Here is a 25,851-nt window from a genome sequence, read left to right as displayed (position 1 = left end):
CCGACCGGGCGGGGGCGGCAAGGGTGCCGCGACCGGAGCCCGGTGCCTCGTAGGCGCACACCCGTCATGATCAACAGGGCGGCGTGGCCCGTCAGACTAGCCCCGGCACACCGTCCCGGCGCAGCCGGAGCCCGGCTGTGGCAGGACCGTGACAGTCACGGAACCACCGCGTCCGGCAGGCGGCCGGCATCAGAGCGCGCGGGGCGGAATCCATTCGGGCAGCTCCTCGGTCCGCTCCAGCCACCCGGCCGGCGGGGCTCCGGCCTCCCCCGCGGCGACGACTCCGCCGAAGATGGCGCAGGTCGTGTCGACGTCCCCGCCCACCTGCGCGGTGACCCAGAAGCCCTGCTCGAAGTCGCCGAGTGCCCTGGCGGCCGACCAGAGGGCGAACGGCACGGTGTCGTGCGCACTCGTACGCCGTCCACAGCCGAGCACCGCGGCCACGGTCCCGGCATCGCCGTAGTCCAGCATGTCGCGGGCCCGGCGGAGCCCGGCGCCCACAGCGCTGCGCGGCACGAGCGCGATCACGCCGTCGAGCAGTCCGGCCGGTGTCGGCGTCCCCGCGGGATCGGCGGCGAGCGCCGCGGCGGCCGCCACGGCCATGGCGCCGACCACGGCCTCACGGTGCTGATGCGTGACGTACGACGAGATCTCGGCCTGGTGCGTGGCCTGCTCGGGGTCGTCCGCGTACCAGGCGCCGAGCGGCGCGATGCGCATGGCCGCGCCGTTGCCCCAGGAGCCCTGGCCGTTGAAGAGCGCGGCGGCGAGCTCACGCCAGTCGCCGCCCCCCCTGATCAGCCGGAGCATCCGGTTGACGGCGGGGCCGTAGCCGCGGTCGAAGTCGTGGTGCCCGGCGAAGGAACGGGCGAGCGCGTCCTGGTCGATGCGGCCGTGTGCGGCGAGCACCGCCAGTACCGAGCAGGCCATCTCGGTGTCGTCGGTCCACTGCCAGGGTCCGGGCGGCAGCTCGCGCCTTTTGAGCAGCGGGTAGTTCACGGGTACGAAGAACTGGGAGCCCAGGGCGTCTCCCAGGGACAGCCCACGCAGGCTGGCCAGGGCGCGTTCGAAGCGCCGGACGGTGGAGGAGTCAGCGGTCATCGCCCTGCCACTCTATCCGGTGCGACCGTACGGTTCGGGAGCCCGCCAGCGTTCGAACGGCTGGTCAAGGGTGTAGCGGCCGTCCTTCCCCAGCAGCAGGGACCGCGTTTCGCCGTTGCGCGGGTTGCACAGCGACTCGAAATCCGCCACCGTCCAGTGGAACCAGCGCATGCAGAACAGCCTCATGGTCAGACCGTGAGTGACCAGCAGCACGTTCGGCGGGTGGTCCGGCGCCTCGAAGCTCCGGTACAGGCTCTCCAGGAAGGCCCCGACCCGGTCGTACACATCGGCTCCCGACTCGCCCTGGGCGAAGCGGTAGAAGAAGTGCCCGTACGCGTCCCGGTACGCCTTCTGAAGCCGTACGTCGTCCCGGTCCTGCCAGTTCCCCCAGTCCTGCTCGCGCAGCCGCGGCTCCTCCCGCACCCGCACCCGGGCCGGGTCCAGCCCGAAGGCGGCGAAGGTCTCGTGGGTGCGGCGGTACGGCGAGACGTAGGCACTGATCCGCTCCTCGCCGAAGACCTCGCGCAGCCGTGTCCCGGTCTGCCGGGCCTGGCGCAGACCGGCTCCGGTGAGTCCGAGCGCGTGGTCGGGCTCACGTTCGTACACCGAGTCGTCGGCATTGCCCTCCGACTCCCCGTGCCGGACGAGAACGATGCGCCGCGGTCGTGCCATGCCGAAACCCTAGAACCTGTGATCGAATGCGGCCCGGCCGGGCAGCTGCCCCGCCTCCGTCCAGCGTATCCGGCCGGTCGGACACCGGCGCAGCGGCCTGCCTGCGGGTCGGCCGGTCCGGGCAGAGGGCCGCCCGCGCACCGGGCCGCCGTGCGGGGGCCGGGCGCCCGCCTGCCCCGCCGCCCGGCCCGGTGCGTGCAGAACCGCGCGCACGGAGAACCACGCGTACGGCCTGGTCACACCGTCCAGGAAGGCTCCAGCTGCACGACCGCCCCCGCCAGTTCGGCCACGTCGGCATCGGTCTGCGCACGCAGCGACAGGCGTTCCACCCGCTCGGCGCGGTACTTGCCGTGCTCGGCGGCGGACTGCCACATCGACAGCACCAGGAACTCATTGCCCGGCGCCTCGCCGAACACCCCCCGCAGCATCCCCGGCGACCCGGCCATCGCCGGATTCCAGATCTTCTCCTGCATCAGCGAGAAGTGCTCGACCCGGCCCTCATGCACCTTGCAGTGCGCGACCCGCACCACGTCGGCGTCGGTGAACCGCGGTTCGAAGCCCGTCTTGATGTCGAACCGGTAGTCGAAGAGCCCGACTCGGGGGTTCTTGTACGTACCCGACTGGGCAGCCGCGAGCCGGTCGTGGGAGCGCGCCATGAACGAGTCGTAGAACGCGCGGCTCTCCCAGAAGGAAAAGACGTGCACCACCCCCGGCCGCCCACGGCTCCAGCCGCCGCCCTGCCCCCGGAACCCCGGTTCCCCCAGCAGCCCCGCCCACTTCCGCTGCCCCCGCTCGAAACCCCGACGGTCGATCACTGTGCAGCGAATCCACTTGACCAGCACCGCGCCATCGTACGGCCATCGTCTTTCACGGGTGAACAGTGCTGAGCGCACCCCGAGTTGTCGGTGCCCGGGGCTAGCCTTGTCCCAGGTGCACATTCGCACAGCCCGCGCCGGTGACAGCCGACCGGGTTCCGAGGGAGGGAGAACGGGTGGGCAGTCTCAACAAAGGGGTCGGCAAGGTCGAAGTGACGCTCAGGTGGGACCCCAGTCCCATGGGAGAGCCGCCCCATGACCTGGACATCATCGCCGCGACGTACACCTCCGACGACCCGTACGGCAGCCCCGCGTACGTCGTGCACTTCGACAGCCGCTCGCCGGACGGCACCATCACCCTGAACAGGGACAGCCGGAACGGCCAGGGATTCGGCTTCGACGAGGTCATGACTCTCGAACTCGACCGGCTGGCACCTGTCTACGCCCGGGTGGTGGTCGGCATGGCCATCCAGCAGGGCGGAGGAAGAAAGACGTTCGGCGACATAACCAACACGGGCTTCCGCATCCGCGAGGGCTACACCGTGCTCGCGGAGAGCGACTTCGCCGACGTGTCCGCCTCCACCGCGGCCACCGTCGCCGAGTTCACGAGAGGCGCTTCGGGGGGCTGGGACTTCCGCCCCGTCGTCCGGGGCTTCGACGCCGACCCGAATTCCTTCGCCGGGGCCATGGGCAGCACTCTCACCTGAGAGCCCGGAAACGGCGGGCCCCCGAGGGCTCGCCGTTTCCGGAACGCCGAGGGGCGGCGAGCCCTCGGGCCCGCCGCCCCTCATCTCATCCGTCGCCTACCAGCCGGTCAGCTGCAACCGCTGGTCGAGCCGCAGCCCTCGCAGATGTAGCAGCTGCCCGCGCGCTGCATCTTCGTACCGCACGAGAAGCACAGCGGAGCGTCGGCGCTGATGCCGAGCTGCATCTCGACGAGCTCCGCCGAGGTGTGTGCCTGCTTCTGCTCCGGCACGGCCTCCGCCTTCGGGGCGACGACCGGCTTCGGCGTCTCCGTCTGGCGCGGGGCGGACTGGGCCAGGCCCTCGACGTCGACGTCGTCGTCCTCCATCGACGGCTCGTACGAACCGGTCTCCAGGTGACGCTGACGCTCGTCGGCGGAGTGGATGCCGAGCGCCGAACGGGTCTCGAAGGGCAGGAAGTCCAGCGCCAGGCGGCGGAAGATGTAGTCGACGATCGACTGCGCCATCCGCACGTCGGGGTCGTCCGTCATGCCGGCCGGCTCGAAACGCATGTTGGTGAACTTCGAGACGTACGTCTCCAGCGGGACGCCGTACTGCAGACCGACCGAGACCGCGATCGAGAAGGCGTCCATCATGCCCGCGAGGGTCGAACCCTGCTTGGACATCTTCAGGAAGACCTCACCGAGACCGTCGTCCGGGTAGGAGTTGGCGGTCATGTAGCCCTCGGCACCGCCCACCGTGAAGGAGGTGGTGATCCCCGGGCGGCCCTTGGGAAGACGCTTGCGCACCGGGCGGTACTCGACGACCTTCTCGACCGCGGCGCGGATCGTCTCCTCGGTCTTCTCCGTGACCTCGGCCTTGACGTCCTTCTTCTTGGCGGAGAGGGGCTGGCCGACCTTGCAGTTGTCGCGGTAGATCGCGAGCGCCTTGACGCCCATCTTCCACGCCTCGAAGTAGACCTCTTCGACGTCCTCGACGGTGGCCGTCTCCGGCAGGTTCACCGTCTTGGAGAGCGCGCCGGAGATCCACGGCTGGATGGCCGCCATCATGCGGACGTGGCCCATCGCGGAGATGGAACGCTCGCCCATCGCGCAGTCGAAGACCTCGTAGTGCTCGTGCTTCAGACCGGGGGCGTCGATCACATTGCCGTTCTCGGCGATGTGGGCGACGATCGCCTCGATCTGCTCCTCCTGGTAGCCCAGGCGACGCAGCGCCTGCGGCACCGTGCCGTTGACGATCTGCATCGAGCCGCCGCCGACCAGCTTCTTGAACTTGACCAGGGCGAGGTCGGGCTCGAGGCCGGTGGTGTCGCAGGACATCGCGAGACCGATGGTGCCGGTGGGCGCGATGACCGAGGCCTGCGCGTTGCGGAAGCCGTTCTTCTCGCCGAGGCGGAGCACGTCCTGCCAGGACTCCGTGGCGGCCGCCCAGATCGGCGAGTCCAGGTCGTCCACGCGCGGGGCCGTGGTGTTGGCGTCGGAGTGCTGCTTCATGACACGCAGGTGGGGCTCGGCGTTGCGGGCGTAACCGTCGTACGGGCCGACGACCGCGGCCAGTTCGGCGGAGCGCCGGTACGACGTACCCGTCATCAGCGAGGTGATGGCGCCGGCGAGCGAGCGGCCGCCGTCGCTGTCGTACGCGTGACCGGTCGCCATGAGCAGGGCGCCGAGGTTCGCGTAACCGATGCCGAGCTGGCGGAAGGCGCGGGTGTTCTCACCGATCTTCTCGGTGGGGAAGTCCGCGAAGCAGATGGAGATGTCCATCGCGGTGATGACGAGCTCGACGACCTTGGCGAAGCGCTCGGACTCGAAGGACTGGTTGCCCTTGCCGTCGTCCTTGAGGAACTTCATCAGGTTCAGCGAGGCCAGGTTGCACGAGGTGTTGTCCAGGTGCATGTACTCGCTGCACGGGTTCGACGCGGTGATCCGGCCGGACTCGGGGCAGGTGTGCCAGTTGTTGATGGTGTCGTCGTACTGGATGCCGGGGTCGGCGCAGGCCCAGGCGGCCTCGGCCATCTTGCGGAAGAGCGACTTGGCGTCGACCTCCTCGATGACCTCGCCCGTCATACGGGCGCGGAGGCCGAACTTGCCGCCGGCCTCGACCGCGTGCATGAACTCGTCGTTCACGCGTACCGAGTTGTTGGCGTTCTGGTACTGGACGGACGTGATGTCGTCGCCGCCCAGGTCCATGTCGAAGCCCGCGTCCCGCAGGGCGCGGATCTTCTCCTCTTCCTTCACCTTGGTCTCGATGAAGTCCTCGATGTCGGGGTGGTCGACGTCGAGAACGACCATCTTGGCCGCGCGACGCGTGGCGCCGCCGGACTTGATCGTTCCCGCGGAGGCGTCGGCGCCGCGCATGAAGGAGACCGGACCGGAGGCGTTGCCGCCGGAGGAGAGGAGCTCCTTGGAGGAGCGGATACGGGAGAGGTTCAGGCCGGCGCCGGAGCCGCCCTTGAAGATCATGCCCTCTTCCTTGTACCAGTCGAGGATCGACTCCATGGAGTCGTCGACGGCCAGGATGAAGCAGGCGGAGACCTGCTGCGGCTGGGGCGTACCGACGTTGAACCAGACCGGCGAGTTGAAGCTGAAGATCTGGTGCAGGAGGGCGTACGCCAGCTCGTGCTCGAAGATCTCGGCGTCAGCGGGAGAGGCGAAGTAGTTGTACTCCTCACCGGCCTTCCGGTACGTCCTCACGATCCGGTCGATCAGCTGGCGCAGACCGGTCTCGCGCTGCGGCGTACCGACAGCTCCGCGGAAATACTTGCTGGTGACGATGTTGACCGCGTTCACCGACCAGAAGTCGGGGAACTCGACGCCACGCTGCTCGAAATTGACCGAGCCGTCGCGCCAGTTGGTCATGACGACGTCACGACGCTCCCAGACCACCTCGTCGTACGGATGCACGCCGGGCGTGGTGTGGATGCGCTCGATGCGCAAGCCCTGTCGAGCCACAGTCGCCTTGGATCCCTTGGTGCGGGAACCTCGTGCCGGGCCGCTCGCCGTCTCTGTCATGCCGCCTCCCATATACGTACAAAAACGCTCTGACGTGCCCAGTTCTTCCCGGGGCACGTGGTGTGTCTGATGTTCCGGACACCACGGAGGGCGGCCGGAACAGGTCTGGTCTGCCGCCGGCCGGTCAGTCGGCGGCAGCGGCGGGCGCGGGGACCTCGGGGGTCACGCCGGGCTCGCAATCGCAATCACTTGCCGGAGGCCGCTCCTCGCGGAGCTCCGCGATGGCGGCCTCGAAGTCTTCGAGTGAATCGAACGCCCGGTACACGGACGCGAAGCGCAGGTACGCGACGAGGTCGAGTTCCTGCAGTGGGCCGAGTATGGCCAGCCCCACGTCGTGGGTCGTCAGCTCGGCACTGCCGGTGGCGCGCACCGCCTCCTCGACCCGCTGGCCGAGCTTGGCGAGGGCGTCCTCGGTGACCGGCCGGCCCTGGCACGCCTTGCGCACGCCGGAAATGACCTTGGTGCGGCTGAAGGGCTCGGTCACTCCGCTGCGCTTGATCACCATCAACGAGGCGGTCTCCACCGTCGTGAAACGGCGGGAGCAGTCGGGGCACTGGCGGCGCCTGCGGATCGAGGTTCCGTCGTCGGTGGTGCGACTGTCGACGACACGGCTGTCCGGGTGCCTGCAGAAGGGACAGTGCATGGAACCCAACCCTCCCTCGCAGTACGACTGAATAGCCTCGCCGGCCCCACCCAGGACCCTTCGAAGCAGCCACCAGCATAGGCGATGGCCGAACTCCCGGCGGACCAGGGACCACAACTTGTGGGCGGCCTCAGCCATGCAACCACTAGATCTGGGGTCCGGGTGCGTTTTCACTCTCCGCGCGTGTCGCGCTCCACACGGGTGACGACAGGCGGACGACACGCGGGGAACCGCGCCCGGCCGCCCCCGGCCCGACCGCGAAGGTTACCGTAATGGCCCGAATTGCCTTTCGACTCGAAATGGCCCCTCATACACCCCGTTGCGTATTCCGGTAAAGCATTCTGCGCTTTTTCACTCGAACGTGTGTTTGGCGCAACCTTTCGAAAGCAACTACCGTTGTCCAGCCAGGGAGAGAACATCTCGAGAGGGGCCGACGTGACCACGACCGCTGACAGTGCAACTATCGCCGCCCAGGACCGCTCCCAGAGCCGACTCGAGCCGGTGCATGCCATGAATGAAGCAGCAGCCACACACACCGAGGGCTCCAAGCCCTCACGCTCGCTGCCCGGCCGGCCTCCAGGAATCCGGGCGGACAGTTCCGGCCTCACCGATCGGCAACGACGAGTCATCGAGGTCATCAGGGACTCGGTGCAACGGCGAGGATACCCCCCGTCCATGCGCGAGATCGGTCAGGCGGTGGGCCTCTCCAGTACCTCTTCCGTGGCTCATCAGCTGATGGCTCTCGAACGCAAGGGGTTCCTGCGCCGTGACCCGCACCGCCCCCGGGCGTACGAGGTGCGGGGCTCGGACCAGCCCAGCACTCAGCCCACCGACACGGCCGGCAAGCCCGCCGCGTCCTACGTCCCCCTCGTCGGCCGGATCGCGGCAGGCGGCCCGATCCTCGCCGAGGAGTCGGTGGAGGACGTCTTCCCGCTCCCCCGGCAGCTCGTGGGGGACGGTGAGCTGTTCGTCCTCAAGGTCGTCGGCGACTCGATGATCGAAGCGGCGATCTGTGACGGCGACTGGGTGACGGTACGCCGCCAGCCGGTCGCCGAGAACGGCGACATCGTGGCCGCGATGCTGGACGGCGAGGCAACGGTGAAGCGGTTCAAGCGCGAGGACGGCCAGGTGTGGCTGCTCCCGCACAACGCCGCCTACCAGCCGATCCCCGGCGACGAAGCGACCATTCTCGGCAAGGTCGTGGCGGTACTGCGGCGGGTGTGACACCTCGCGGTCAGAGACCGGGCCCCTGGAACCCACTGCGCCGGTTCCGGGGGCCTGCTGCTTCTGCGGCCTTTTACGACCTTCAGGTCTTTACGCCCGAACCGCCGCCGCTACTTCCCCTCGGCCTCGGCCGCGGCGTTGATCGTGGCGAGCGAGCGACGTACCTGATTGCGGTCCGTGGTGTACCAGAAGTCCGGCAGGGACGCCCGCAGGTAGCTGCCGTAACGCGCATTGGCCAGCCTCGGGTCGAGTACGGCGACGACACCGCGATCCCCCATGGCCCGCACGAGCCGTCCCGCGCCCTGGGCCATCAGCAGCGCCGCGTGCGTCGCTGCGACGGCCATGAAACCGTTGCCCCCGGCTTCCTCGACCGCCTTCTGCCGCGCGCTCATCAGCGGGTCGTCGGGGCGGGGGAACGGGATCCGGTCCATGACGACGAGCTGGCAGCTCGGTCCGGGCACATCGACACCCTGCCAGAGAGACAGCGTGCCGAAGAGGCAGGTCTCCGGGTCGGCCGCGAAGGATTTGATCAGCTCACCGAGCGTTTCCTCACCCTGGAGCAGGATCGGCATGCCGAGCCGGCCGCGCAGCTCCTCGGCCGCCGCCTTGGCGGCCCGCATGGAGGAGAAAAGGCCCAGTGTCCGGCCTCCTGCGGCCTCGATCAGCTCGGCGAGTTCGTCCATCATGTCGCCCCGCGCCCCCTCGCGGCCCGGCGTGGCCAGCTGCCGGGCGACGTACAGAATGCCCTGCTTCCGGTAGTCGAAGGGCGAGCCGACGTCGAGCCCCTTCCAGACCGGGACGTCTTCCCCCTCCGTACCCTCCGGGGACAGGCCGAGCGAGGCACCCACACCGTTGAAGTCGCCGCCGAGCTTGAGGGTGGCGGAGGTCAGGACGACGGAGCGCTCGCTGAAGAGCTTCTCGCGCAGCAGCCCCGACACGGAGAGCGGGGCGACGCGCAGGGAGGCCCCGTAACGGTCGTGCCGCTCGAACCAGACGACGTCGTACTCGGAACCGTTGGCGATCCGCTCGGCGACACCGTGAATGCTCTCGACGGCCGCGAGCGCCTGCTTGCGGACGGCGTCCTCGTCCTGGACGGACTTGTCCCGGGTCGAGCCGATGGCCGAGATGACGTTACGAGCGGCGTCACGCAGTGCCATGAGGGCGTACCCGAGGTCTTCCGGGACCTCTTCGAGACGTCCGGGGAGCGCGAGCTCCATCAGCCGCTCGAAGGACTCCGCGGCCGTCTGGAGGGCGTCGGCGACCTTCTCGTCGACGAGCTTGGCCGCGCGGCGGACGGCCCGGTCGACCTGCCCGGGACTGAGCTCGCCGGTCGCGACGCCGGTCACCCGTGAGACCAGTTCGTGCGCCTCGTCGACGATCAGCACCTCGTGCTGCGGGAGCACGGGCGCGCCCTCGATGGCGTCGATGGCGAGGAGGGCGTGGTTGGTCACGACGACATCGGCGAGCTTGGCGCGCTCGCGGGCCGCCTCCGCGAAGCATTCCGCTCCGTAGGCGCATTTCGACGCGCCGAGGCATTCGCGGGAGGAGACGGACACCTGGCCCCAGGCACGGTCGGAGACACCGGGGGTGAGGTCGTCGCGGTCGCCCGTCCCGGTCTCGTCCGCCCAGTCGCGCATGCGCAGCAGGTCCTGGCCGAGCTTGCTGGTGGGGGCCGCGGCCTCGAACTGGTCGAAGAGGCCGTCCTCCTCTTCCTGCGGTACGCCCTCGTGGAGCCGGTGCAGGCAGAGGTAGTTCGAGCGTCCCTTGAGCATGGCGAACTCGGGGCGCCTGCGCAGCAGCGGATGCAGCGCCTCGACCGTACGCGGAAGATCACGCTCCACGAGCTGGCGCTGCAGGGCCAGGGTCGCCGTCGCCACCACGACGCGCTCGCCGTGTGCCAGGGCCGGCACCAGATAGCCGAGGGACTTTCCGGTGCCGGTGCCGGCCTGGACGAGCAGGTGGGCATTGTCGTCGATGGCTTCGGCCACAGCCTCGGTCATGGCGACCTGGCCTGGCCGCTCCGTGCCGCCGACGGCAGTGACGGCGGCGTGGAGGAGCTCGGGGAGTGAGGGCTTCGTCATAGCTCCACCAGCCTACGGGGCACCACTGACACCCCGGGCCCGCGCCCGGATCACCACCGGCGAGCTCATCAGGACAGGTGGAGGGGGTTGGGGACGGTGCCGTGCACCGCGGCGTGCGGGCGGCCGGGGCGGTCGCGGTAGCCGTCGAGGTGCAGACGGTTGCGGTTGAGGCAGAGGCGCTCGATCCGCGGGACGAGCAGGTCGAAGATCTCGTAACGGTCCTTGAGCTCGGGGAAGCGTGCCTGGTGCCGCAGGATTTCGGCCCGTACGAGTGACCAGAAGTCGCTCTCCGGAACACCCAGCTGCTCCTCGCAGAGGGGCGCCAGATAGCGGAACACGCCGACGAACAGCCCGGAATGGATGAACTGTGTGAGGAAGGACGGAGGCTCGGTGAGGAGGATCCCGCGCACGTCGTCGGGCATGGAGTCGTGTTCGGGCAGGCTCTGCGCGCTGACGTTCACGTCGTCGACGAAGTCCTTGATGGCGAGGCGCACCGGGATGTCGTGGTCGTCGAAGACGACGATGGCGTTCTCGCCGTGCGGGGAGAAGACGGTGCCGTAGCGGTACAGGAAGTGCAGCAGCGGGGGCAGCAGGGCGGCGAAGAGCCGCTTGAGCCAGGCGGTGGGCGTGAGACCCGAGCGGGCGACGAGCTCCGCGGTGAAGGCACGGCCTTCGGGATCGGTGTAGAGCAGGGAGGCCAGCGTGCGGGCGCGCTCTCCCGGCGCGAGGCGGCCGGTGAGCGGCTCACGCCAGATGGCACCCAGCAGTTCCTTGTACTGGTACGGGACTTCGGGCAGGCCGTCGTACAGGGGGTGCGCGACGGCGACGGAGGCGACCTCTCCGAGGAGGATCACTTTGCACTCGTCGCGCAGGAAGGAATCGGCGTCGCGCAGCCCGTGCACCCAGGCGGTGACGGCGGGCGCCGCCAGGGTCCGCTCGGTGGGCAGTCCTCGCCAGACCAGCGTGTTGAGGACGGCGAGCGGCAGCTTGACCGTGTGCCGGTCGGGGCGGCTCGTGTTGAGGAAGGTGCGGATGGACTGCTGCGGCAGCCGTACGTCGCCGTCGGTGGGGAGCGGCACGATGGCGCCCTGTGCGACGGCGGGCGCGAAGAGCGGCAGGACCACTTCCTCCCACTGCCAGGGGTGTACGGGCAGGTAGAGGTACCGCTCGGGATCCAGGCCGCGGGCGCGGAGCGCGGCGGCGAACGACTCGCGGGTGGAGGCGTCGAGTTCGCGTGCGTAGAGGTGCTCCGGCGTGGCGAGTAAGGGGACTCCGCGGTAGCCCGCGAGGTCGGTGCTGACCGCGATCCAGGGGAGCGCGGCCGGTGTACGGGCTTCGGGGGCCCAGCGGGCGGCGTCGCCGGCGGAGAAGCCGAGGCGGCCCTTGTTGAGCACGAGCCAGGGGTGGCCGGTCTGGTGCCCTTCGAGTTCCGCGTATCCGAGATCGGCGAGGAGCGACGCGGACAGGGCGGTGTGGCCGAGGCGGGCGTCGGCGGCGAGGGTGGCGCTCAGCTCGCGGATGAGGTGGCCGAGGGTGGCGCCGTCGAGGGCGAGGAGGCGGCGGGCGAGGACGAGGAAGCGGAGGGGGTCGCCGAAGGGGCGGCCTGAGGCGTCGGCGGCGTGGTCGCGGAGTTCGATCGTGTCGGGGTCGACGCGCCAGCTGCCGTAGGCGCCGCGGCCGGCCCGGAAGGAGAGGATTCCGCCGTCGTCGAGCAGGAGGGTGTGGCGGCCGCCGGCTGGTTGCGGAAGCGGCTCGACGATCTCCTCGTACGCGAACTCGCCGAGCATCTTGGCGAGGAGGCGGCGGGCTGCCAGGTCCCAGGTGCCGGGGTTCAGTTCGGGCGGAGCGAGCAGCGGAAGCGGGTCCTCGAAATCATGGGCGGCGGGTTTCGGCACGGAGACTCCTCGGAGTGGAACCTATTCGGGACGAACGGTGTATGAGAAGCAGCGGTTTGTTCACAGCAGGTTTCGCAGGGTGCGTTCACGGACCATGAGTGCGGCTCGCTTGTCGGGGAGGTCGAGTTCGGCGGAGAAGCGGAAGCCGGCCCGGAGGAAGGCCGAGACGGAGGGGGTGTTGCGGAGGTCCGGTTCGGCGACGACACGCGCACAGGTGGGACGGCTGTCGAGTACGAGGTCGGCGACGGCTCTGAGAAGGGTGGTGCCGAGGCCGCGGCCGCGGTCCGCGACGCCGCCGACGAGGAGGTGGATCCCGGTGTCGTGCGGGCGGGCCGGATAGTGGCGGGCCAGCGGGTCGAGGTCGGCGCGGTAGATCTCCCAGTAACTCATGGGCACGCCGCCCAGTACGCCGAGACAGGGCGCGCTGCGGCCGTCGCCGTCGAGCTGGGGGCGCAGGTGGGCGGCGGTCACCTCCTGCGGTCCTTCGAGTTCCCAGAAGGCGGCGACGGCCGGATCGTTCATCCACCGGCTGATGAGCGGCAGGTCCCGCTCGATGCGTACGGGAACGAGCTGGAAGACGCCGGCGGGGGTGGTGACGGGGCCCCAGTCGGCGGGGGTGTCGAGGAGGTCGCCGCCGACGGCCCGGGGGCCGGCCACCGGGCCGTCGTCACCGAACAGTGCGACGAGCTCGTCGGACAGCCGCAGGTCCAGGGTGTCCTCGGTGCTGGATCCGGCGCGGGGAGCGGAGTCGGTTCCTGCGTCGGTGCTCGCATCGGGGGGAGGCACGGCGACGCTCCTCTCAGCAGTTCGGGTGGGCGTGTTCCTTCAGGTGCGAAGGGGGTTGGCGATGGTGACGTAGACGGACTGGGTGTCGACCGGGCCTTCGAGCTCGTCGAGGCCGTGCAGCCGGGTGAGCAGGTTGGCCTTGCAGCGGAGGCTGGGGGTCTCCAGGAGTTGTGCGGGCAGCGGGGAGCCGAGGGCGGTGTTCTTCCCGAGGAACTGGCGGAACGCGGCGATCAGGACGCGTTCGTCGGCCAGCCGCTGGGCGCCGAACGCTCCGATCAGGCCGAAGACGTTGTTGATGCCGAGGTAGTAGGCGAAGCGTTCGTCGGTGACGGCGTCGGTGACGAAGGTGTCGCTGGTGGCGCCGATGCCGGGAAGACGGCGTTCGAGGCCGGCCCGGTGGGATTCGCGGAAGTAGTAACCCTGGTTGTCGCGGTAGCGGCCGCCGACGGGCCAGCCGTCGGGGTTGAGGAGGACCAGGGTGTTCTGCTGATGGGCTTCCAGGGCGACCCCTGCCGTGCCGTCCAGCCAGAGCACCGGGCGTACGACGTGGTCGAGGTAGCGCAGGAACCACTCGGCGGCGACGGCCGCGGTGGGGCGGCCGGTGCGGGTGGCGAGCCGGGCGACGACGTCGGCGAGGCGGGAGTGCATGCCGGCCCGGCCGGGCCAGGGCCTCGGAGCGGTGAGGCCCGCGATGCAGACGGCGTCGTCGCCGGGGCCGAACGGGTTGTGGCGCAGCAGGGCGTCGAAGCCCGGAACCGGTTCGCCGTCCGCCGTGTCCACGGCGAGCCAGGCCGGGTCGCGGACGATGTCGAAGCCGGGGTGGACGGACTGCCATTCCTCGGCCAGTCCGCCGCGCAGCAGCCGGTGTACCTCGACACCGCGGTGGAGTTCCTTGCGGAGGTTCTCACGACGGGAGTTGGTGATGCGTACGCCGAGCGAAAGTTTGAGCATGGCGGACGCACCGGGGCGGTGCACGGTGCGGACGGAGGAGGTGGGGTGCCACCGGGCGCCATGAGGGCCGAGGTCGTGGAGGAGACCTCGCTCAAGGAGCGCCACGACGGCGGGCCGGTGCTTGAGCTCGCGGGCCTGCCAGGGGTGGAGGGGCAGGGGGACCGTGTGGTCGGGCAGTCGGAGGCCGTCGGCCAGCCGGACGGTGAGCTGCTCGACGGGGACGGTACGGCCGCGTTCGGTCCAGGCGGAGTCCCCCGCGAGTACGGACCGGTCGACAGCCATCCAGTGCAGCGGAAAGGAGCCGTGCAGCTCGGGTGAGTACAGGAGCGCTTCCGCGTCGGAGAGCCCTTCGCGGCTCTTGGGGGTGGGGTGCAGCGGATGCCCGAGGAGAAGGGACTGCTCCGCGCTGAGGAACAGGTCCGCCTCTTCGGCGGGGCCGGGGCTCCGGCGGCGGGCGGTGATGAACCCGGCGGTGCGCCGCACCGAGTCGGCGACCCGGCCGACCAGGTCCGCCCCTTCGCGCTGCCCCGCCTCGCGGCCCAGGAGGGCGGCGACCGTGACGGCGTCGGCGGGCGGCGCGCCCTGAGGCCCGCCTTCCAGGACCGGCATGCCGAAGCGGTGCCATCCGGTGGCCGACCAGTAGCGGACGGGAACGAGCAGTGCGGTACCGCTGGCGCCGAGCGGGATGCGCAGGACCGGTCCGAGGGGCTCGGTGATGTCGTTCTCCCGGATCCAGCAGCGCAGCAGGTTCTCGACGGCTGCCGCCTCCGCCGCCGCATGCGGGTCGGGGTGGTCGAGGAGGTCCGCGTCCGCGGCCTGCGGGCGTGCGCCGGGCCCCGGCGTGCGCTGCTCCCCGTGGGCGCTGCCCTTCTGCCGGGGCACCTTGGCCTCATCGGCCATGAGGCGGCCGTGCGTACCGCTCTGTCCTCGGTCGTGGGCGGTGGGACGGTCTTCGGCCTCGGACGCATCGGATGCGGGAGTGGGGTTCACGGGGGTCTTCCTTGTGACGAGGTCCGGGGTCAGTGCGACAGCCCGGTCTGTTGCCGGGGGTACGGGGAGCGCTCGGCGGCCGACAGGGCGTCGGCCAGGCGGTCGAGGACCGCCGTGGCCTGTTCATCGGTGAGGGTGAGGGGAGGCAGCAGACGTACGACGCCGGCGTGACGGCCGCCGAGTTCGACGATGAGTCCGCGTTCCAGGCACTCCTGCTGGACGGCGGCGGCCAGAGCGGGCGCTGCCGGGGGAGCGCCCGTGGACGTACGGCTTCCGGCGTCGGGGTCGACGAGTTCGACGCCGATCATCAGCCCCCGGCCGCGTACGTTCCCGATGCAGGGGTGGTCGGCGGCCAGCCCCTGCAACTGGCCCATCATGCGTGCGCCGAGCACGGCGGCGCGGTCGGCGAGCCGGTTCTCGCGTACGTACGCCAGGGTGGCGGCGCCCGCCGCCATGGCGAGCTGGTTGCCGCGGAACGTACCGGCGTGGGCACCGGGCTCCCAGACGTCGAGGTCGGCCCGGTAGACCACGACGGCCAGCGGAAGGCTGCCGCCGATGGCCTTGGACATGACCATCACATCGGGCACGACGCCACTGTGCTCGACCGCCCAGAAGGCGCCGGTCCTGCCGACCCCGGTCTGCACCTCGTCGGCGATCAGCGGAATGGAGCGGTCCGCCGTGATCGCGCGCATGCGCCGCATCCAGTCGTCCGGCGCGGGGATCACGCCGCCCTCCCCCTGTACCGGTTCGAGGATCATCCCGGCCGGGCACGGCACTCCGCCCTTCGGGTCGTCGAGGAGGTTCTCGGTCCAGCGGGCGGAGAGTTCGGCGCCGCGCTCGCCGCCCACGCCGAAGGGGCACCGGTAGTCGTACGGATAGGGCAGGCGCGTCACCCGTGCGTCCTGGGCACCGCCCGAGGCGTCGAGGGCACCCGCCGTCATGCCGTGGTACGCCCCGGTGAAGGACAGCAGCCCGCTGCGGCCGGTGGCGGTGCGTACGAGCTTGAGCGCGGCCTCGACCGCGTCCGTACCCGCCGGGCCGCAGAACTGCACCCGCGCGTTGTCGGCGAGTCCGCGCGGCAGGGTCGCGAACAGCTCGGTGGTGAACGCGTCCTTGACGGGGGTCGCGAGGTCCAGCACATGGAGCGGGGCCCCTGAGTCGAGGACCTTCTTGATCGCCTCCAGGACCACGGGGTGGTTGTGCCCGAGCGCCAGGGTCCCGGCACCCGAGAGGCAGTCCAGATACCGGCGCCCGTCCGCCCCCTCGATCGTCAGCCCGCGCGCCCGTACGGGAACGATGGGCAGGGACCGCGCGTAGGTGCGCGCCGCCGATTCACGCAGTGACTGGCGACGGAGGATTCCCTCGTGCGCGGCAGTCAGCACCGCAGCGGCAGGTTCGGTCACGGCCACGTCTGTCGGTCCTCCCGCGGTGAAGGTTCTGTCGCGGTTCTCCGCAGGTCCGTTGTCCGCCGGCGCTGAACACCGGCCCTGCGTTCCCCGTACGTACCAACGACGGTGTCGCCGGGGGATCACGGGCAATCAGAAGATCCTTACGTCGGGGGAACCGCGGCCCTGCCTCGTGCCGTCTCCCACGGCACCGGCATAGTGGGGTCCGCACGCCGGCCAGGAGCTCCGCCGTCGGGGCGAGCGGCACGTGCAGAGAGTTCGCCGAAGAAGATTTCGAAGTCCCAGGGGGATCACGACATGCGACCCATTCGCCCGACCTTCGCAGCACGTGGCGGGAGGAGCGCGCGTCGCCGAACCTCCCCCGTACTGGCCGCAGTCGGGCTCACCGCCGCCCTCGCCCTGACCGCCACGGCCTGCGGTCCGGGCGAGGACAACGCGGGCGGCGAGCCGAGCGCCTCCGCCGGCCGGACCGCCGACGGCAAGATCGTCATTCCCGACCACCTGAAGGACGAGCTCAAGAAGCACGGCGTCGACCTGGACAAGTGGAAGGGCGGTGCCTGGAAGGACTGGAGCAAGGACGACTGGCTCCGCGAGGCCGAGGACTACATCAACCCGATCATCGAGGACCTCTGGGACCCGGACCGGATGCGGGACGCGGAGCAGCCGGACAGGCCGGTGGGCAACGACATCTCCGGCGACGAGGGGGTCACCGACCCGACGCCCGCGCCCGTCGAGGCCCAGCCCCTGAAGACTCCGTACACCACGAGCGCCCCCGAGGCCGGGAAGCTCTTCTTCGACGGGCCCCAGGGCTCGATGGTCTGTTCCGCGACCGTCATCCAGGACTCGGCGCATCCCGGCAAGTCCAACATGGTGTGGACCGCCGGCCACTGCGTGCACGCGGGCAAGAAGGGCGGCTGGTACCGCAACATCGCCTTCGTCCCGTCGTACAACAGCACCGGGAAGTCGGCCGCCGAGATCGGTGGCGCGTCCCAGAACGAGATCACCCCGCACGGTGTGTGGTGGGGCGACTGGGCGCAGACGTCCGACCAGTGGATCGCCCAGGGCGGCCCCACCGGCGGCGAAGGCGCCCCGTACGACTTCGCCGTACTGCACGTCACCCCGGAGAAGGGCGGCGGCAAGTCCCTGGAGGAGACGGTCGGTTCGGCCCTTCCGGTGGAGTTCGACGCACCGGCCGCGCCGGAGATCGCGAACGTGACGGCGACCGGCTACCCGGCCGCCCCGCCCTTCGACGGCCAGAAGCAGCTCGAGTGCGCCGACAAGCCGGGCCGTCTGTCCATCAGGACCGGTGACCCGACGATGTACCGCATCGGCTGCACCATGACCGGTGGTTCCTCCGGTGGTGGCTGGACGGCTCTCGGCCGGGACGGCAGGCCCGCGCTGGTCTCCAACACCTCGATCGGTCCGGTGACCGCCGGCTGGCTGGCCGGTCCTCGCCTGGGCGAGGAGGCCGAGGGGATCTACGACTCGGTGAGCAGGAAGTTCGCCAACCAATAGGTCTTCCCCGGGCACGGCCCCACGCGTTGCCCGCGCAGCCCGAAGGCCCGCCCCCTCGTCGTGAAGGGGCGGGCCTTCGGCTTGCTCCGTGCTGTGTGCCCGTACGTGCCGGGTTGCCGTACGGCCGTGCTACGGGCCGCCCGCGGTCAGTGAGCCACCGGTACGTACGGTGCCAGGTCAGCCGCCAGCTCCTCGTGCACCCGCACCTTGATGAGCGTGCCCTCCCCGGTGTGCTCCTCGGAGATGACCTCGCCCTCGGCGTGGGCCCGCGAGACCAGCCCGCCCTGCGTGTACGGCACGAGTGCCTCGATCTCGACCTCGGGCCGGGGCAGCTCGGAGTCGATCAGCGCCAGCAGCTCCGCCATGCCCGCGCCCGTACGGGCCGACACCGCGATCGCGTGACGCTCAATGCGCAGCAGCCGCTGCAGGACGACCGGGTCCGCCGCGTCCGCCTTGTTGATCACCACGATCTCGGGCACGTCCAGCGCGCCGACGTCACGGATCACTTCGCGTACGGCCGCCAGCTGCTCCTCCGGCACCGGGTGGGAACCGTCCACCACGTGCAGGATGAGGTCGGCGTCGCCGACCTCCTCCATGGTGGAGCGGAACGCCTCGACGAGGTGGTGCGGCAGATGCCGTACGAATCCGACGGTGTCGGCGAGCGTGTAGACCCGCCCGGTAGGTGTCTCCGCGCGGCGCACGGTCGGGTCGAGGGTGGCGAACAGCGCGTTCTCCACCAGCACGCCCGCGCCCGTCAGACGGTTGAGCAGCGAGGACTTCCCGGCGTTGGTGTATCCGGCGATCGCGACCGAAGGCACCTTGTTGCGCTTGCGCTCCTGGCGCTTGATGTCGCGGCCGGTCTTCATCTCCGCGATCTCCCGGCGCATCTTCGCCATCTTCTCGCGGATCCGGCGCCGGTCGGTCTCGATCTTGGTCTCACCGGGACCGCGGGTGGCCATACCGCCGCCACCGCCGGCACCGGCGCCGCCCATCTGCCGGGACAGCGACTGACCCCAGCCGCGCAGTCGCGGCAGCATGTACTGCATCTGCGCGAGCGCGACCTGCGCCTTGCCCTCCCGGGACTTGGCGTGCTGGGCGAAGATGTCCAGGATCAGGGCGGTGCGGTCGACCACCTTCACCTTGACGACGTCTTCGAGGTGGATGAGCTGGCCGGGGCTGAGCTCACCGTCGCAGACGACGGTGTCGGCTCCGGTTTCGAGCACGATGTCACGCAGCTCGATCGCCTTGCCCGAGCCGATGTAGGTGGCCGGGTCCGGCTTGTCACGGCGCTGCACGACGCCGTCGAGCACCAGGGCGCCCGCGGTCTCCGCGAGAGCCGCCAGCTCGGCCAGGGAGTTCTCGGCGTCCTGCACGGTGCCGGAGGTCCAGACGCCCACCAGCACCACACGCTCCAGGCGCAGCTGCCGGTACTCGACCTCGGTGACGTCTTCGAGCTCGGTGGAGAGGCCGGCCACCCGTCGGAGCGCCGCACGGTCCGAGCGCTCGTACTGGTCGCCGTCCCGCTCCCCGTCGACTTCGTGGCTCCAGGCGACGTCCTCTTCCATCAGGGCATCGGCCCGAAGGCTCTCGGTCAGGTTCTCCGTGAAGCTCTGCGCGTCCTTGGAAGCGGAAGAAGAGGAGGTCATTGGATCCTTACGTCGCTAGAAAAGTTGGTTGCACCGATCACAACGCGTCATGCGCCCGGAAGATTCCCGAAGTGTCAGGAGGTCCCCGCCCCGGCCGCGCCGCCGGCCCGTTGCACCGGCCCGTCGATAGTGGCACGGGGCGGCCCGGGCCGTCACTCCGGTTTATTCCCGCTCCGCCAGTCGGAATGCCCGGGCATCGCCGGCGTCTTCTTCCCGTACAGCCACGCGTGGAAGAAAGCGGACAGGTCCCGCCCCGCGATCCGCGCGGCGAGGCCCGTGAAGTCGTCGGTCGTCGCGGTGGCGTCCCGGTGGTCCCGCACCCACCGCCGCTCCAGCTGCTCGAAGGCGCCCTCACCGATCTCCTGGCGCAGTGCGTACAGCACCAGTGCGCTGCCGTCGTAGACGACCGGCCTGAAGAGGCTGACCTTCTGTCCCGGTGTGGGGTTGCGGGGAGCGGCGGGCGGGCCGCCCTGTTCCCGCCACCCGTCCGACTGCGCGTACGCCTCGCGCATCCTCGCCTCCAGCGACTGCTCGGCGTGTTCCTCGGCGTACCGCGCCTCGTACCAGGAGGCGTGCCCTTCGTTCAGCCACAGGTCGGACCAGGAGCGCGGCGAGACGCTGTTGCCGAACCACTGGTGCGCCAGTTCGTGCACCATGATCGAGTCGACGTACCACTCGGGCAGTTCGGAGCGGGTGAACAGGGAGAGCTCGAAGAGCGACAGCGTCTGTGTCTCCAGCTGGAATCCCGTGTCCGCGTCGGTGACGAGCATCCCGTACGTCTCGAAGGGGTAGCGGCCGACCTGCCGCTCCATCCACTCCAGGTGCGCCGGCGTCTTCTTCAGCCACGGTTCGAGCCGCGCGCGTTCCGCGGTGGGCACGACATCGCGTACGGGCAGCCCGTGCGGCCCGGTCCTGTGCACGACGGTCGACCGGCCGACGGAGACCTGGGCGAGCTCGGTCGCCATGGGGTGGCTGGTCCGGTACGCCCAGGTGGCGCCGTCCGCCGTGTTCCCGGGGTTTCCGGGCTTCCCCACCGGCAGCCCGTTGGTGACCGCCGTCATGCCCCTGGGCACGGTGACACGGAAGGTGAAGAACGCCTTGTCGGCGGGGTGGTCGTTGCACGGGAAGACGCGGTGCGCCGCGTCGGCCTGGTTCGCCATCGCCAGGCCGTCCCGGGTGCGCACCCAGCCGCTGTCCTCGCGCCCCTTCGGGTCGGGATCGCTGGTGTGCCGGACGGTGATCCGCATCGGCCGCCCCTTGAGCACCGGCTCCGCGGGCGTGACGACCAGGTCCTCCTCCGCCGTCGCGAACGTGGCGCGCTCGCCGTTCACCTCGACCGATCCGACGGTCCCGTGTGCGAAGTCGAGATTGATCCGGCCGAGCCGCTGGGTGGCCGTCGCGTCGATCTTCGTGACGGCATCCAGTGGTTTCCTGTTGCTTCCGCGGTACGTGAAGGAGATGTCGTACGCGAGAACGTCGTATCCGGGGTTGCCCAGGTGGGGAAAGAGCGGATCGCCGATCCCGAGGGCCACGGGTGGCGCGGGGGCGGGGAGCGTCGCGGCGACGAGGGTGGCCGATGCGGCGGCCAGCAGGGCGGCACGCAGGCGCCGGGAGGTGAGCAGCATGACCTACCGCTACCAGCGCCCGCCGCGCGTGCTGTGTCCGCACACGCCGCTCCACTCGAAAGAGCGGCCCGTTCGGTCAAGCGGTGGCGGGGTGCTGGGCGCGGCTCACGTCGTACACGCCGGGCACCTCGCGCATCGCGCGCATGAGCGCGGAAAGCTTCGCGGCATCGGGGAGCCGGAGGGTGTACGTATGCCGTACGCGCTGCTCGCTCGGCGGTTCCACGGTGGCCGAGACGACCGCCGCGCCCGCGGTGGCGATGGCTTCGGTGAGATCGGCGAGGAGCCGCGGACGCCCGAAGGACTCGGCGACCAGGGTGACCCGGCAGTCGCCCGTGGCCAGCCAGCGCACGCCCACCGGTTCCCGTCCGCGCGCCCCCATCCGGGCCGCCGCGGGACACGCCTCGCGGTGCACGGTGACGACACCGCCGCGTACGGCGAAGCCGGTGACGGCGTCGGGCGGTACGGGCGTACAGCAGCCGGCGAGCCGCACGGTCGCGTCCGGGAGGTCCACGACGGCGTTCTCGGCGCTCCTGGGCAGCAGGCTGTCGGTGGCGGGTGCCTGAGGAGCGGCCTCCGGCCTGGGCTCCGGCGTCCGGCCTCCCGGGGCGGGTGGATCGTCCTGCGGATGGGCGGAGAACCAGCGGGTGATGGCGATCCGCGCGGCGGGCGTACGGGCGTGGCCGAGCCACTCGGGCGAGGGCCCCGAGCCGATGTCGTGGGCGAGGAGCAGCTGCACCGTGTCACCGTCGCGCAGCACCGTGCCGAGGGTCGCCAGCCGGCCGTTGACCCGGGCGCCGATGCAGCGGTGCGCCGCCTCGCCGTGCTGTGCGTACGCCGCGTCCACACAGCTCGCACCGGCCGGCAGCCCCAGCGTGGCGCCGTCCGGGCGGAACACGGTGATCTCCCGGTCCTGCGCGAGGTCCGCGCGCAGCGACCTCCAGAAGGTGTCGGGGTCGGGCGTGGACTCCTGCCACTCCAGCAGCCGGGAGAGCCAGCCGGGCCTGGTGGGGTCCGCGCGCTCGCCCTCGACGGCGGGCTCGGCGCCGTCGGTCGGCGCGTACGGGTTGCCCAGGGCGACGACGCCCGCCTCCGCCACCTTGTGCATCCGGTGCGTACGGATGAGGACTTCGGCCACCTCGCCGTCCGGGCGCGCGACGGCGGTGTGCAGCGACTGGTAGAGGTTGAACTTGGGCGCCGCGATGAAGTCCTTGAACTCGGAGATCACCGGTGTGAAGCAGGTGTGCAGTTCGCCCAGTACGCCGTAGCAGTCGGCGTCCTCCGTGACGAGCACCAGCAGCCGTCCGAAGTCCGTGCCGCGCAGTTCGCCGCGTTTGAGCCTGGTCCGGTGGACGGAGACGAAGTGACGGGGTCTGACGAGAACCTCGGCTGCCAGGCCGGCTTCCCGCAGCACCTTCCTGACCTCTTCCGCGATCGCCTCCAGCGGGTCCCCCGCGGCGGCGTCCGCCGCGATGAGGGCGCGCGTGTGCGCGTACTCCTCGGGGTGGAGGATCGCGAAGACCAGGTCCTCCAGTTCGGTCTTGAGGGCCTGGACGCCGAGCCGTTCGGCGAGAGGGATCAGGACGTCCCGGGTGACCTTGGCGATCCGGGCCTGCTTCTCGGGGCGCATCACGGTGAGGGTGCGCATGTTGTGCAGCCGGTCGGCGAGTTTGATCGACATGACCCGGACGTCGTTGCCGGTGGCGACGAGCATCTTGCGGAAGGTCTCGGGTTCGGCGGCGGCCCCGTAGTCGACCTTCTCCAGTTTCGTCACACCGTCGACGAGGAAACAGACCTCCTCGCCGAACTCCGCGCGGACCTGATCGAGCGTCACGTCGGTGTCTTCGACGGTGTCGTGCAGGAGCGCCGCGGTCAACGTGGTGGTCTCGGCCCCGAGTTCGGCGAGGATCAGCGTCACGGCGAGCGGATGGGTGATGTACGGCTCGCCGCTCTTGCGCATCTGTCCGCGGTGCGACGACTCGGCGAGCACATACGCCCTGTGCAGGATGGAGAGGTCGGCCTCCGGATGGTGGGCGCGGTGGGCGTCCGCGACATGGCCGATCGCGTCGGGCAGCCGGTCCCGCGACGCGGGACCGAGCAGGGCGACACGGCCGAGTCTGCGGAGGTCCAGTCTGGTGCGGCCACGCCTGCGGCCGGCGGCTCCTGGGTGGGCGGCCTCTGCACTCATGGGGGGACCTCCGGCAGCGTCGACCGGCGGTGGACGGGTGGGCCCGCGTCCCGGCCGGTGCTTGATGCTACCGAGCCCACCACGCCCCGCTGTCCCGCTCTCGCTCAGCGTGAACCGGATCACCCATTCGAGCGAAGCTCGGTGCGTCGGCCGTTTCCTGCCGGTCCTACGGGGCCGGAGCGGTCCAGTGCGGGTCGACGGTGCCCTCGGCGACGATCACGGCGGGCCCCGTCATCTCGACGGCTCCGTCGGGCCGCTCGGTGATCGTCAGACGCCCGCCGGGGAGATCGACGGTGTACGTCACGGGCTCGCCGGTGACAGCGGGATCGGCGCCGTCCCTGCGGGCCGCGGCGACGGCCACGGCGCACGCGCCCGTACCGCAGGAGCGCGTCTCGCCCGAGCCGCGCTCGTGCACGCGCATCGCGACGTGGCGCGGGCCGCGGTCGACGGCGAACTCGACGTTGACGCCCTCCGGGTAGGCGGAGGCCGGGCTGAAGGACGGGGCGGTGAACAGGTCACCGGCGTGGTCCAGGTCGTCGACGAAGGCGACGGCGTGCGGGTTGCCCATGTTCACGTTGCGGGCGGGCCATTCCCGGGCCCCCACGGAGACCGTGACGTCGCCCTCGGGGAGGAGGGCCCGGCCCATGGAGACGGTGATGTCGCCGCCGGCGTCCGCCTTGGCGATGCGCACCCGCTTGACGCCGCCGCGGGTGGCGACGGCCAGGTCGCCCTCGCCGACGAGGCCCGCGCGCCGGAGGTAGCGGGCGAAGACGCGGACTCCGTTGCCGCACATCTCGGCGATCGAGCCGTCGGCGTTGCGGTAGTCCATGAACCACTCGGCCGTCTCGGCCGTCGCCCGCGCTTCGGGGTGCTCGGCGGACCGCACGACGTGCAGCAGGCCGTCACCGCCGATACCGGCCCTGCGGTCGCACAGTTTCGCGACGAGGGACGGGGGCAGGTCGATGCTGTTGTCCGGGTCGGGGACGATCACGAAGTCGTTCTCGGTCCCGTGGCCCTTGAGGAAGGCGATCGGCGAGTTGCTCACGGCGACAATCGTACGGGGCGGGTACGACAGGCGGTCAGCGGAGGCGGGCCACGCGCCAGACGGCCAGCGCGACCAGGCCGGCGCCCACGACGACGTACAGCGCGATCACCCGCCAGTCGGGGCGCCTGCCCGAGTCCCTGGACGGCAGACCGGGCCAGGTGTGTCCCACGCGGCGGGCGGCCATCATGCCCCAGCCCGCGGCGCAGCAGCTGATCAGCAGTCCCAGCATGGCGACGACCGCTCCGCCGTCGCCGAACTCGAAGGCCAGAGGGAAGGCGAACATCAGGGAGCCCAGGGCGGCGAGTCCCACGATCGGCGCGAGCTGCCAGATCCGCAGGCGCCGCTGCGGGCGCAGCTCGACCTCGACCTCGGGCCCCGTCCCTGCCCCGGGCGCCACGTCCTGGTCGTCGGGCCCGTCGGGGCTCAAGTCGGGCCCGTCGGGGCTCAAACGGTCCGGATCTTCCTGTGCTGTGTCACGAGGGCCGGCTTCCATCGCCACGCGCCCTCCCAACTTGGACTCCACTGGCCGATCGAAGCTTGATGATGGCACGGGCCCGGGCACCGGAATGACGGGCGGAGCGTCCCGATGCCATCACGTGATCAGGCTGTAACCGCTCGTTCGACCAATGTCAGCGCCCGCCGCGGGAGTTCCGCGCGGTCCTCGGCCGCGCCGCTCAGCCAGTGCACCCGCGGATCCCGGCGGAACCACGAGTCCTGACGGCGCGCGAAGCGCTTGGTGGCGCGCACGGTCTCGGCGCGCGCCTCCTCCTCGGTGCACTCCCCCGCCAGCGCGGCCAGTACCTGCTGGTATCCCAGGGCGCGGGCGGCCGTACGCCCCTCCCGGAGTCCTCGCGCCTCCAGGGTGCGCACCTCGTCCACGAGCCCCGCCTCCCACATGCGGTCGACGCGCGCCGCGATGCGCTCGTCGAGCTCGGGGCGGCCGACGTCGACGCCGATCTGGACGGTGTCGTACACCGAGTCGGGACCCGGGAGATTGGCCGTGAACGGCTTGCCGGTGATTTCGATCACTTCGAGCGCGCGGACGATGCGTCGGCCGTTGCTCGGCAGGATCGCGCGCCCCGCGTCGGGGTCGGCGGCGGCGAGGCGCGCGTGCAGGGCGCCCGGCCCCCGCAGCTCCAGTTCCTCCTCCAGCCGGGCCCGTACCGCCGGGTCGGTGCCGGGGAATTCGAGTGCGTCGACGGCCCCTCGCACGTAGAGCCCCGAGCCGCCGACGAGGACGGGCGTACGGCCGTCGGCGAGGAGCCGGTCGATCTCCGCGCGGGCGAGCCTCTGGTACTCGGCGACGCTGGCCGCCTCGGTCACGTCCCAGATGTCGAGGAGGTGGTGCGGGATGCCGCCGCGCTCCCCGGGCGTCAGTTTGGCGGTGCCGATGTCCATCCCCCGGTAGAGCTGCATGGAGTCGGCGTTGACGACTTCCCCGCCGAAATGCTGGGCGAGGGCGACGCCCAGATCGGACTTCCCGGCTGCCGTGGGGCCGACAACGGCGATGACCCGCGGTGCGGGAGCTGCAGTTCTCACTGCCCCAGTCTCGCAAACCC

Annotated in this window: 19 protein-coding genes; 3 read left to right on the top strand and 16 right to left on the bottom strand. The window is 70.8% G+C overall.

The genetic code is table 11. The features are described 5' to 3' along the window. Positions 1-189: 189 nt before the first annotated feature. The 3 genes from ACWDZ4_RS26095 to ACWDZ4_RS26085 form a co-directional block, all read right to left on the bottom strand. The gene (locus ACWDZ4_RS26095) at positions 190-1,098 is read right to left on the bottom strand and encodes an ADP-ribosylglycohydrolase family protein (protein WP_451510819.1); all 909 of its coding nucleotides are present in this window, start codon (positions 1,096-1,098) and stop codon (positions 190-192) included. A gap of 12 nt (positions 1,099-1,110) precedes the next feature. Further along, positions 1,111-1,770: a histidine phosphatase family protein gene (locus tag ACWDZ4_RS26090; protein ID WP_451510818.1), complete on the bottom strand. Its 660-nt coding sequence runs from the start codon at positions 1,768-1,770 to the stop codon at positions 1,111-1,113. A gap of 236 nt (positions 1,771-2,006) precedes the next feature. Then, the gene (locus ACWDZ4_RS26085; protein WP_451510817.1) at positions 2,007-2,612 is read right to left on the bottom strand and encodes a YdbC family protein; all 606 of its coding nucleotides are present in this window, start codon (positions 2,610-2,612) and stop codon (positions 2,007-2,009) included. 149 nt (positions 2,613-2,761) lie between these two features. Here ACWDZ4_RS26085 and ACWDZ4_RS26080 point away from each other — a divergent pair, with 149 nt between their 5' ends. After that, on the top strand, positions 2,762-3,292 hold the full coding sequence (locus ACWDZ4_RS26080) for a TerD family protein (RefSeq protein WP_451510816.1): 531 nt from the start codon (positions 2,762-2,764) through the stop codon (positions 3,290-3,292). A gap of 107 nt (positions 3,293-3,399) precedes the next feature. On the opposite strand, the gene ACWDZ4_RS26075 is transcribed toward ACWDZ4_RS26080, so the two are convergent. Together ACWDZ4_RS26075 and nrdR are read right to left on the bottom strand one after the other, a co-directional pair. Further along, positions 3,400-6,300 carry a vitamin B12-dependent ribonucleotide reductase gene (locus tag ACWDZ4_RS26075; RefSeq protein WP_451510815.1) on the bottom strand — a complete coding sequence of 967 codons (2,901 nt, stop codon included), beginning with the start codon at positions 6,298-6,300 and terminating at the stop codon, positions 3,400-3,402. Between the two features lie 124 nt (positions 6,301-6,424). Continuing rightward, complete coding sequence (gene nrdR / locus ACWDZ4_RS26070) at positions 6,425-6,943, bottom strand: transcriptional regulator NrdR (protein WP_451510814.1); 519 nt, start codon at positions 6,941-6,943, stop codon at positions 6,425-6,427. A gap of 435 nt (positions 6,944-7,378) precedes the next feature. Between nrdR and lexA the strand changes: the two genes are divergently transcribed. Continuing rightward, positions 7,379-8,167: a transcriptional repressor LexA gene (lexA, locus tag ACWDZ4_RS26065; RefSeq protein ID WP_451510813.1), complete on the top strand. Its 789-nt coding sequence runs from the start codon at positions 7,379-7,381 to the stop codon at positions 8,165-8,167. 110 nt (positions 8,168-8,277) lie between these two features. Here lexA and ACWDZ4_RS26060 read toward each other — a convergent pair whose 3' ends face one another. From ACWDZ4_RS26060 to ACWDZ4_RS26040, 5 genes are all read right to left on the bottom strand, one after another. Beyond that, positions 8,278-10,248 carry an ATP-dependent DNA helicase gene (locus ACWDZ4_RS26060; protein ID WP_451510812.1) on the bottom strand — a complete coding sequence of 657 codons (1,971 nt, stop codon included), beginning with the start codon at positions 10,246-10,248 and terminating at the stop codon, positions 8,278-8,280. Positions 10,249-10,316: 68 nt separating this feature from the next. Beyond that, positions 10,317-12,143: an IucA/IucC family protein gene (locus ACWDZ4_RS26055; RefSeq protein ID WP_451510811.1), complete on the bottom strand. Its 1,827-nt coding sequence runs from the start codon at positions 12,141-12,143 to the stop codon at positions 10,317-10,319. A gap of 60 nt (positions 12,144-12,203) precedes the next feature. Further along, entirely contained in the window at positions 12,204-12,929 is a 726-nt protein-coding gene (locus tag ACWDZ4_RS26050; RefSeq protein ID WP_451510810.1) for a GNAT family N-acetyltransferase, read from the bottom strand. A gap of 39 nt (positions 12,930-12,968) precedes the next feature. Next, positions 12,969-14,870, bottom strand: coding sequence for an IucA/IucC family protein (locus tag ACWDZ4_RS26045; RefSeq protein WP_451510809.1), 1,902 nt, complete (start codon positions 14,868-14,870; stop codon positions 12,969-12,971). A gap of 29 nt (positions 14,871-14,899) precedes the next feature. Continuing rightward, a complete protein-coding gene (locus ACWDZ4_RS26040) occupies positions 14,900-16,279 on the bottom strand; it encodes a diaminobutyrate--2-oxoglutarate transaminase family protein (protein ID WP_451510808.1) in 1,380 nt (459 codons plus the stop codon). A gap of 294 nt (positions 16,280-16,573) precedes the next feature. Here ACWDZ4_RS26040 and ACWDZ4_RS26035 point away from each other — a divergent pair, with 294 nt between their 5' ends. After that, a complete protein-coding gene (locus ACWDZ4_RS26035) occupies positions 16,574-17,791 on the top strand; it encodes a trypsin-like serine peptidase (RefSeq protein WP_451510807.1) in 1,218 nt (405 codons plus the stop codon). A 146-nt stretch (positions 17,792-17,937) separates the two neighbouring features. Here ACWDZ4_RS26035 and hflX read toward each other — a convergent pair whose 3' ends face one another. The 6 genes from hflX to miaA all read right to left on the bottom strand — a co-directional run bounded on the left by hflX (position 17,938) and on the right by miaA (position 25,831). Beyond that, complete coding sequence (hflX, locus tag ACWDZ4_RS26030; protein ID WP_451510806.1) at positions 17,938-19,437, bottom strand: GTPase HflX; 1,500 nt, start codon at positions 19,435-19,437, stop codon at positions 17,938-17,940. Positions 19,438-19,589: 152 nt separating this feature from the next. Beyond that, the gene (locus tag ACWDZ4_RS26025; protein WP_451510805.1) at positions 19,590-21,062 is read right to left on the bottom strand and encodes a M1 family metallopeptidase; all 1,473 of its coding nucleotides are present in this window, start codon (positions 21,060-21,062) and stop codon (positions 19,590-19,592) included. A 76-nt stretch (positions 21,063-21,138) separates the two neighbouring features. Further along, positions 21,139-23,247 carry a RelA/SpoT family protein gene (locus ACWDZ4_RS26020; protein WP_451510804.1) on the bottom strand — a complete coding sequence of 703 codons (2,109 nt, stop codon included), beginning with the start codon at positions 23,245-23,247 and terminating at the stop codon, positions 21,139-21,141. 166 nt (positions 23,248-23,413) lie between these two features. After that, positions 23,414-24,292, bottom strand: coding sequence for a diaminopimelate epimerase (gene dapF / locus ACWDZ4_RS26015; RefSeq protein ID WP_451510803.1), 879 nt, complete (start codon positions 24,290-24,292; stop codon positions 23,414-23,416). A 34-nt stretch (positions 24,293-24,326) separates the two neighbouring features. Continuing rightward, positions 24,327-24,785 (bottom strand): hypothetical protein, encoded by a 459-nt coding sequence (locus ACWDZ4_RS26010; protein WP_451510834.1) that lies wholly within the window; start codon positions 24,783-24,785, stop codon positions 24,327-24,329. Between the two features lie 107 nt (positions 24,786-24,892). Next, positions 24,893-25,831, bottom strand: coding sequence for a tRNA (adenosine(37)-N6)-dimethylallyltransferase MiaA (miaA, locus tag ACWDZ4_RS26005; protein ID WP_451510802.1), 939 nt, complete (start codon positions 25,829-25,831; stop codon positions 24,893-24,895). Between the last annotated feature and the right edge of the window lie 20 nt (positions 25,832-25,851).

This window comes from Streptomyces sp. NPDC003016 (assembly GCF_053591455.1).
The sequence above is the reverse complement of the archived record's forward strand: the minus strand, read 5'-3'. Positions and strand labels throughout refer to the sequence as shown.

Bases quoted from the DNA above. Each gene is read 5' to 3' on its own strand.
- nrdR (WP_451510814.1), bottom strand. From the start codon at position 6,943: ATGCACTGTCCCTTCTGCAGGCACCCGGACAGCCGTGTCGTCGACAGT.
- ACWDZ4_RS26075 (WP_451510815.1), bottom strand. From the start codon at position 6,300: ATGACAGAGACGGCGAGCGGCCCGGCACGAGGTTCCCGCACCAAGGGA.
- ACWDZ4_RS26095 (WP_451510819.1), bottom strand. From the start codon at position 1,098: ATGACCGCTGACTCCTCCACCGTCCGGCGCTTCGAACGCGCCCTGGCC.
- ACWDZ4_RS26060 (WP_451510812.1), bottom strand. From the start codon at position 10,248: ATGACGAAGCCCTCACTCCCCGAGCTCCTCCACGCCGCCGTCACTGCC.
- hflX (WP_451510806.1), bottom strand. From the start codon at position 19,437: ATGACCTCCTCTTCTTCCGCTTCCAAGGACGCGCAGAGCTTCACGGAG.
- ACWDZ4_RS26020 (WP_451510804.1), bottom strand. From the start codon at position 23,247: ATGAGTGCAGAGGCCGCCCACCCAGGAGCCGCCGGCCGCAGGCGTGGC.
- ACWDZ4_RS26025 (WP_451510805.1), bottom strand. From the start codon at position 21,062: ATGCTGCTCACCTCCCGGCGCCTGCGTGCCGCCCTGCTGGCCGCCGCA.
- ACWDZ4_RS26090 (WP_451510818.1), bottom strand. From the start codon at position 1,770: ATGGCACGACCGCGGCGCATCGTTCTCGTCCGGCACGGGGAGTCGGAG.
- ACWDZ4_RS26035 (WP_451510807.1), top strand. From the start codon at position 16,574: ATGCGACCCATTCGCCCGACCTTCGCAGCACGTGGCGGGAGGAGCGCG.
- ACWDZ4_RS26010 (WP_451510834.1), bottom strand. From the start codon at position 24,785: ATGGAAGCCGGCCCTCGTGACACAGCACAGGAAGATCCGGACCGTTTG.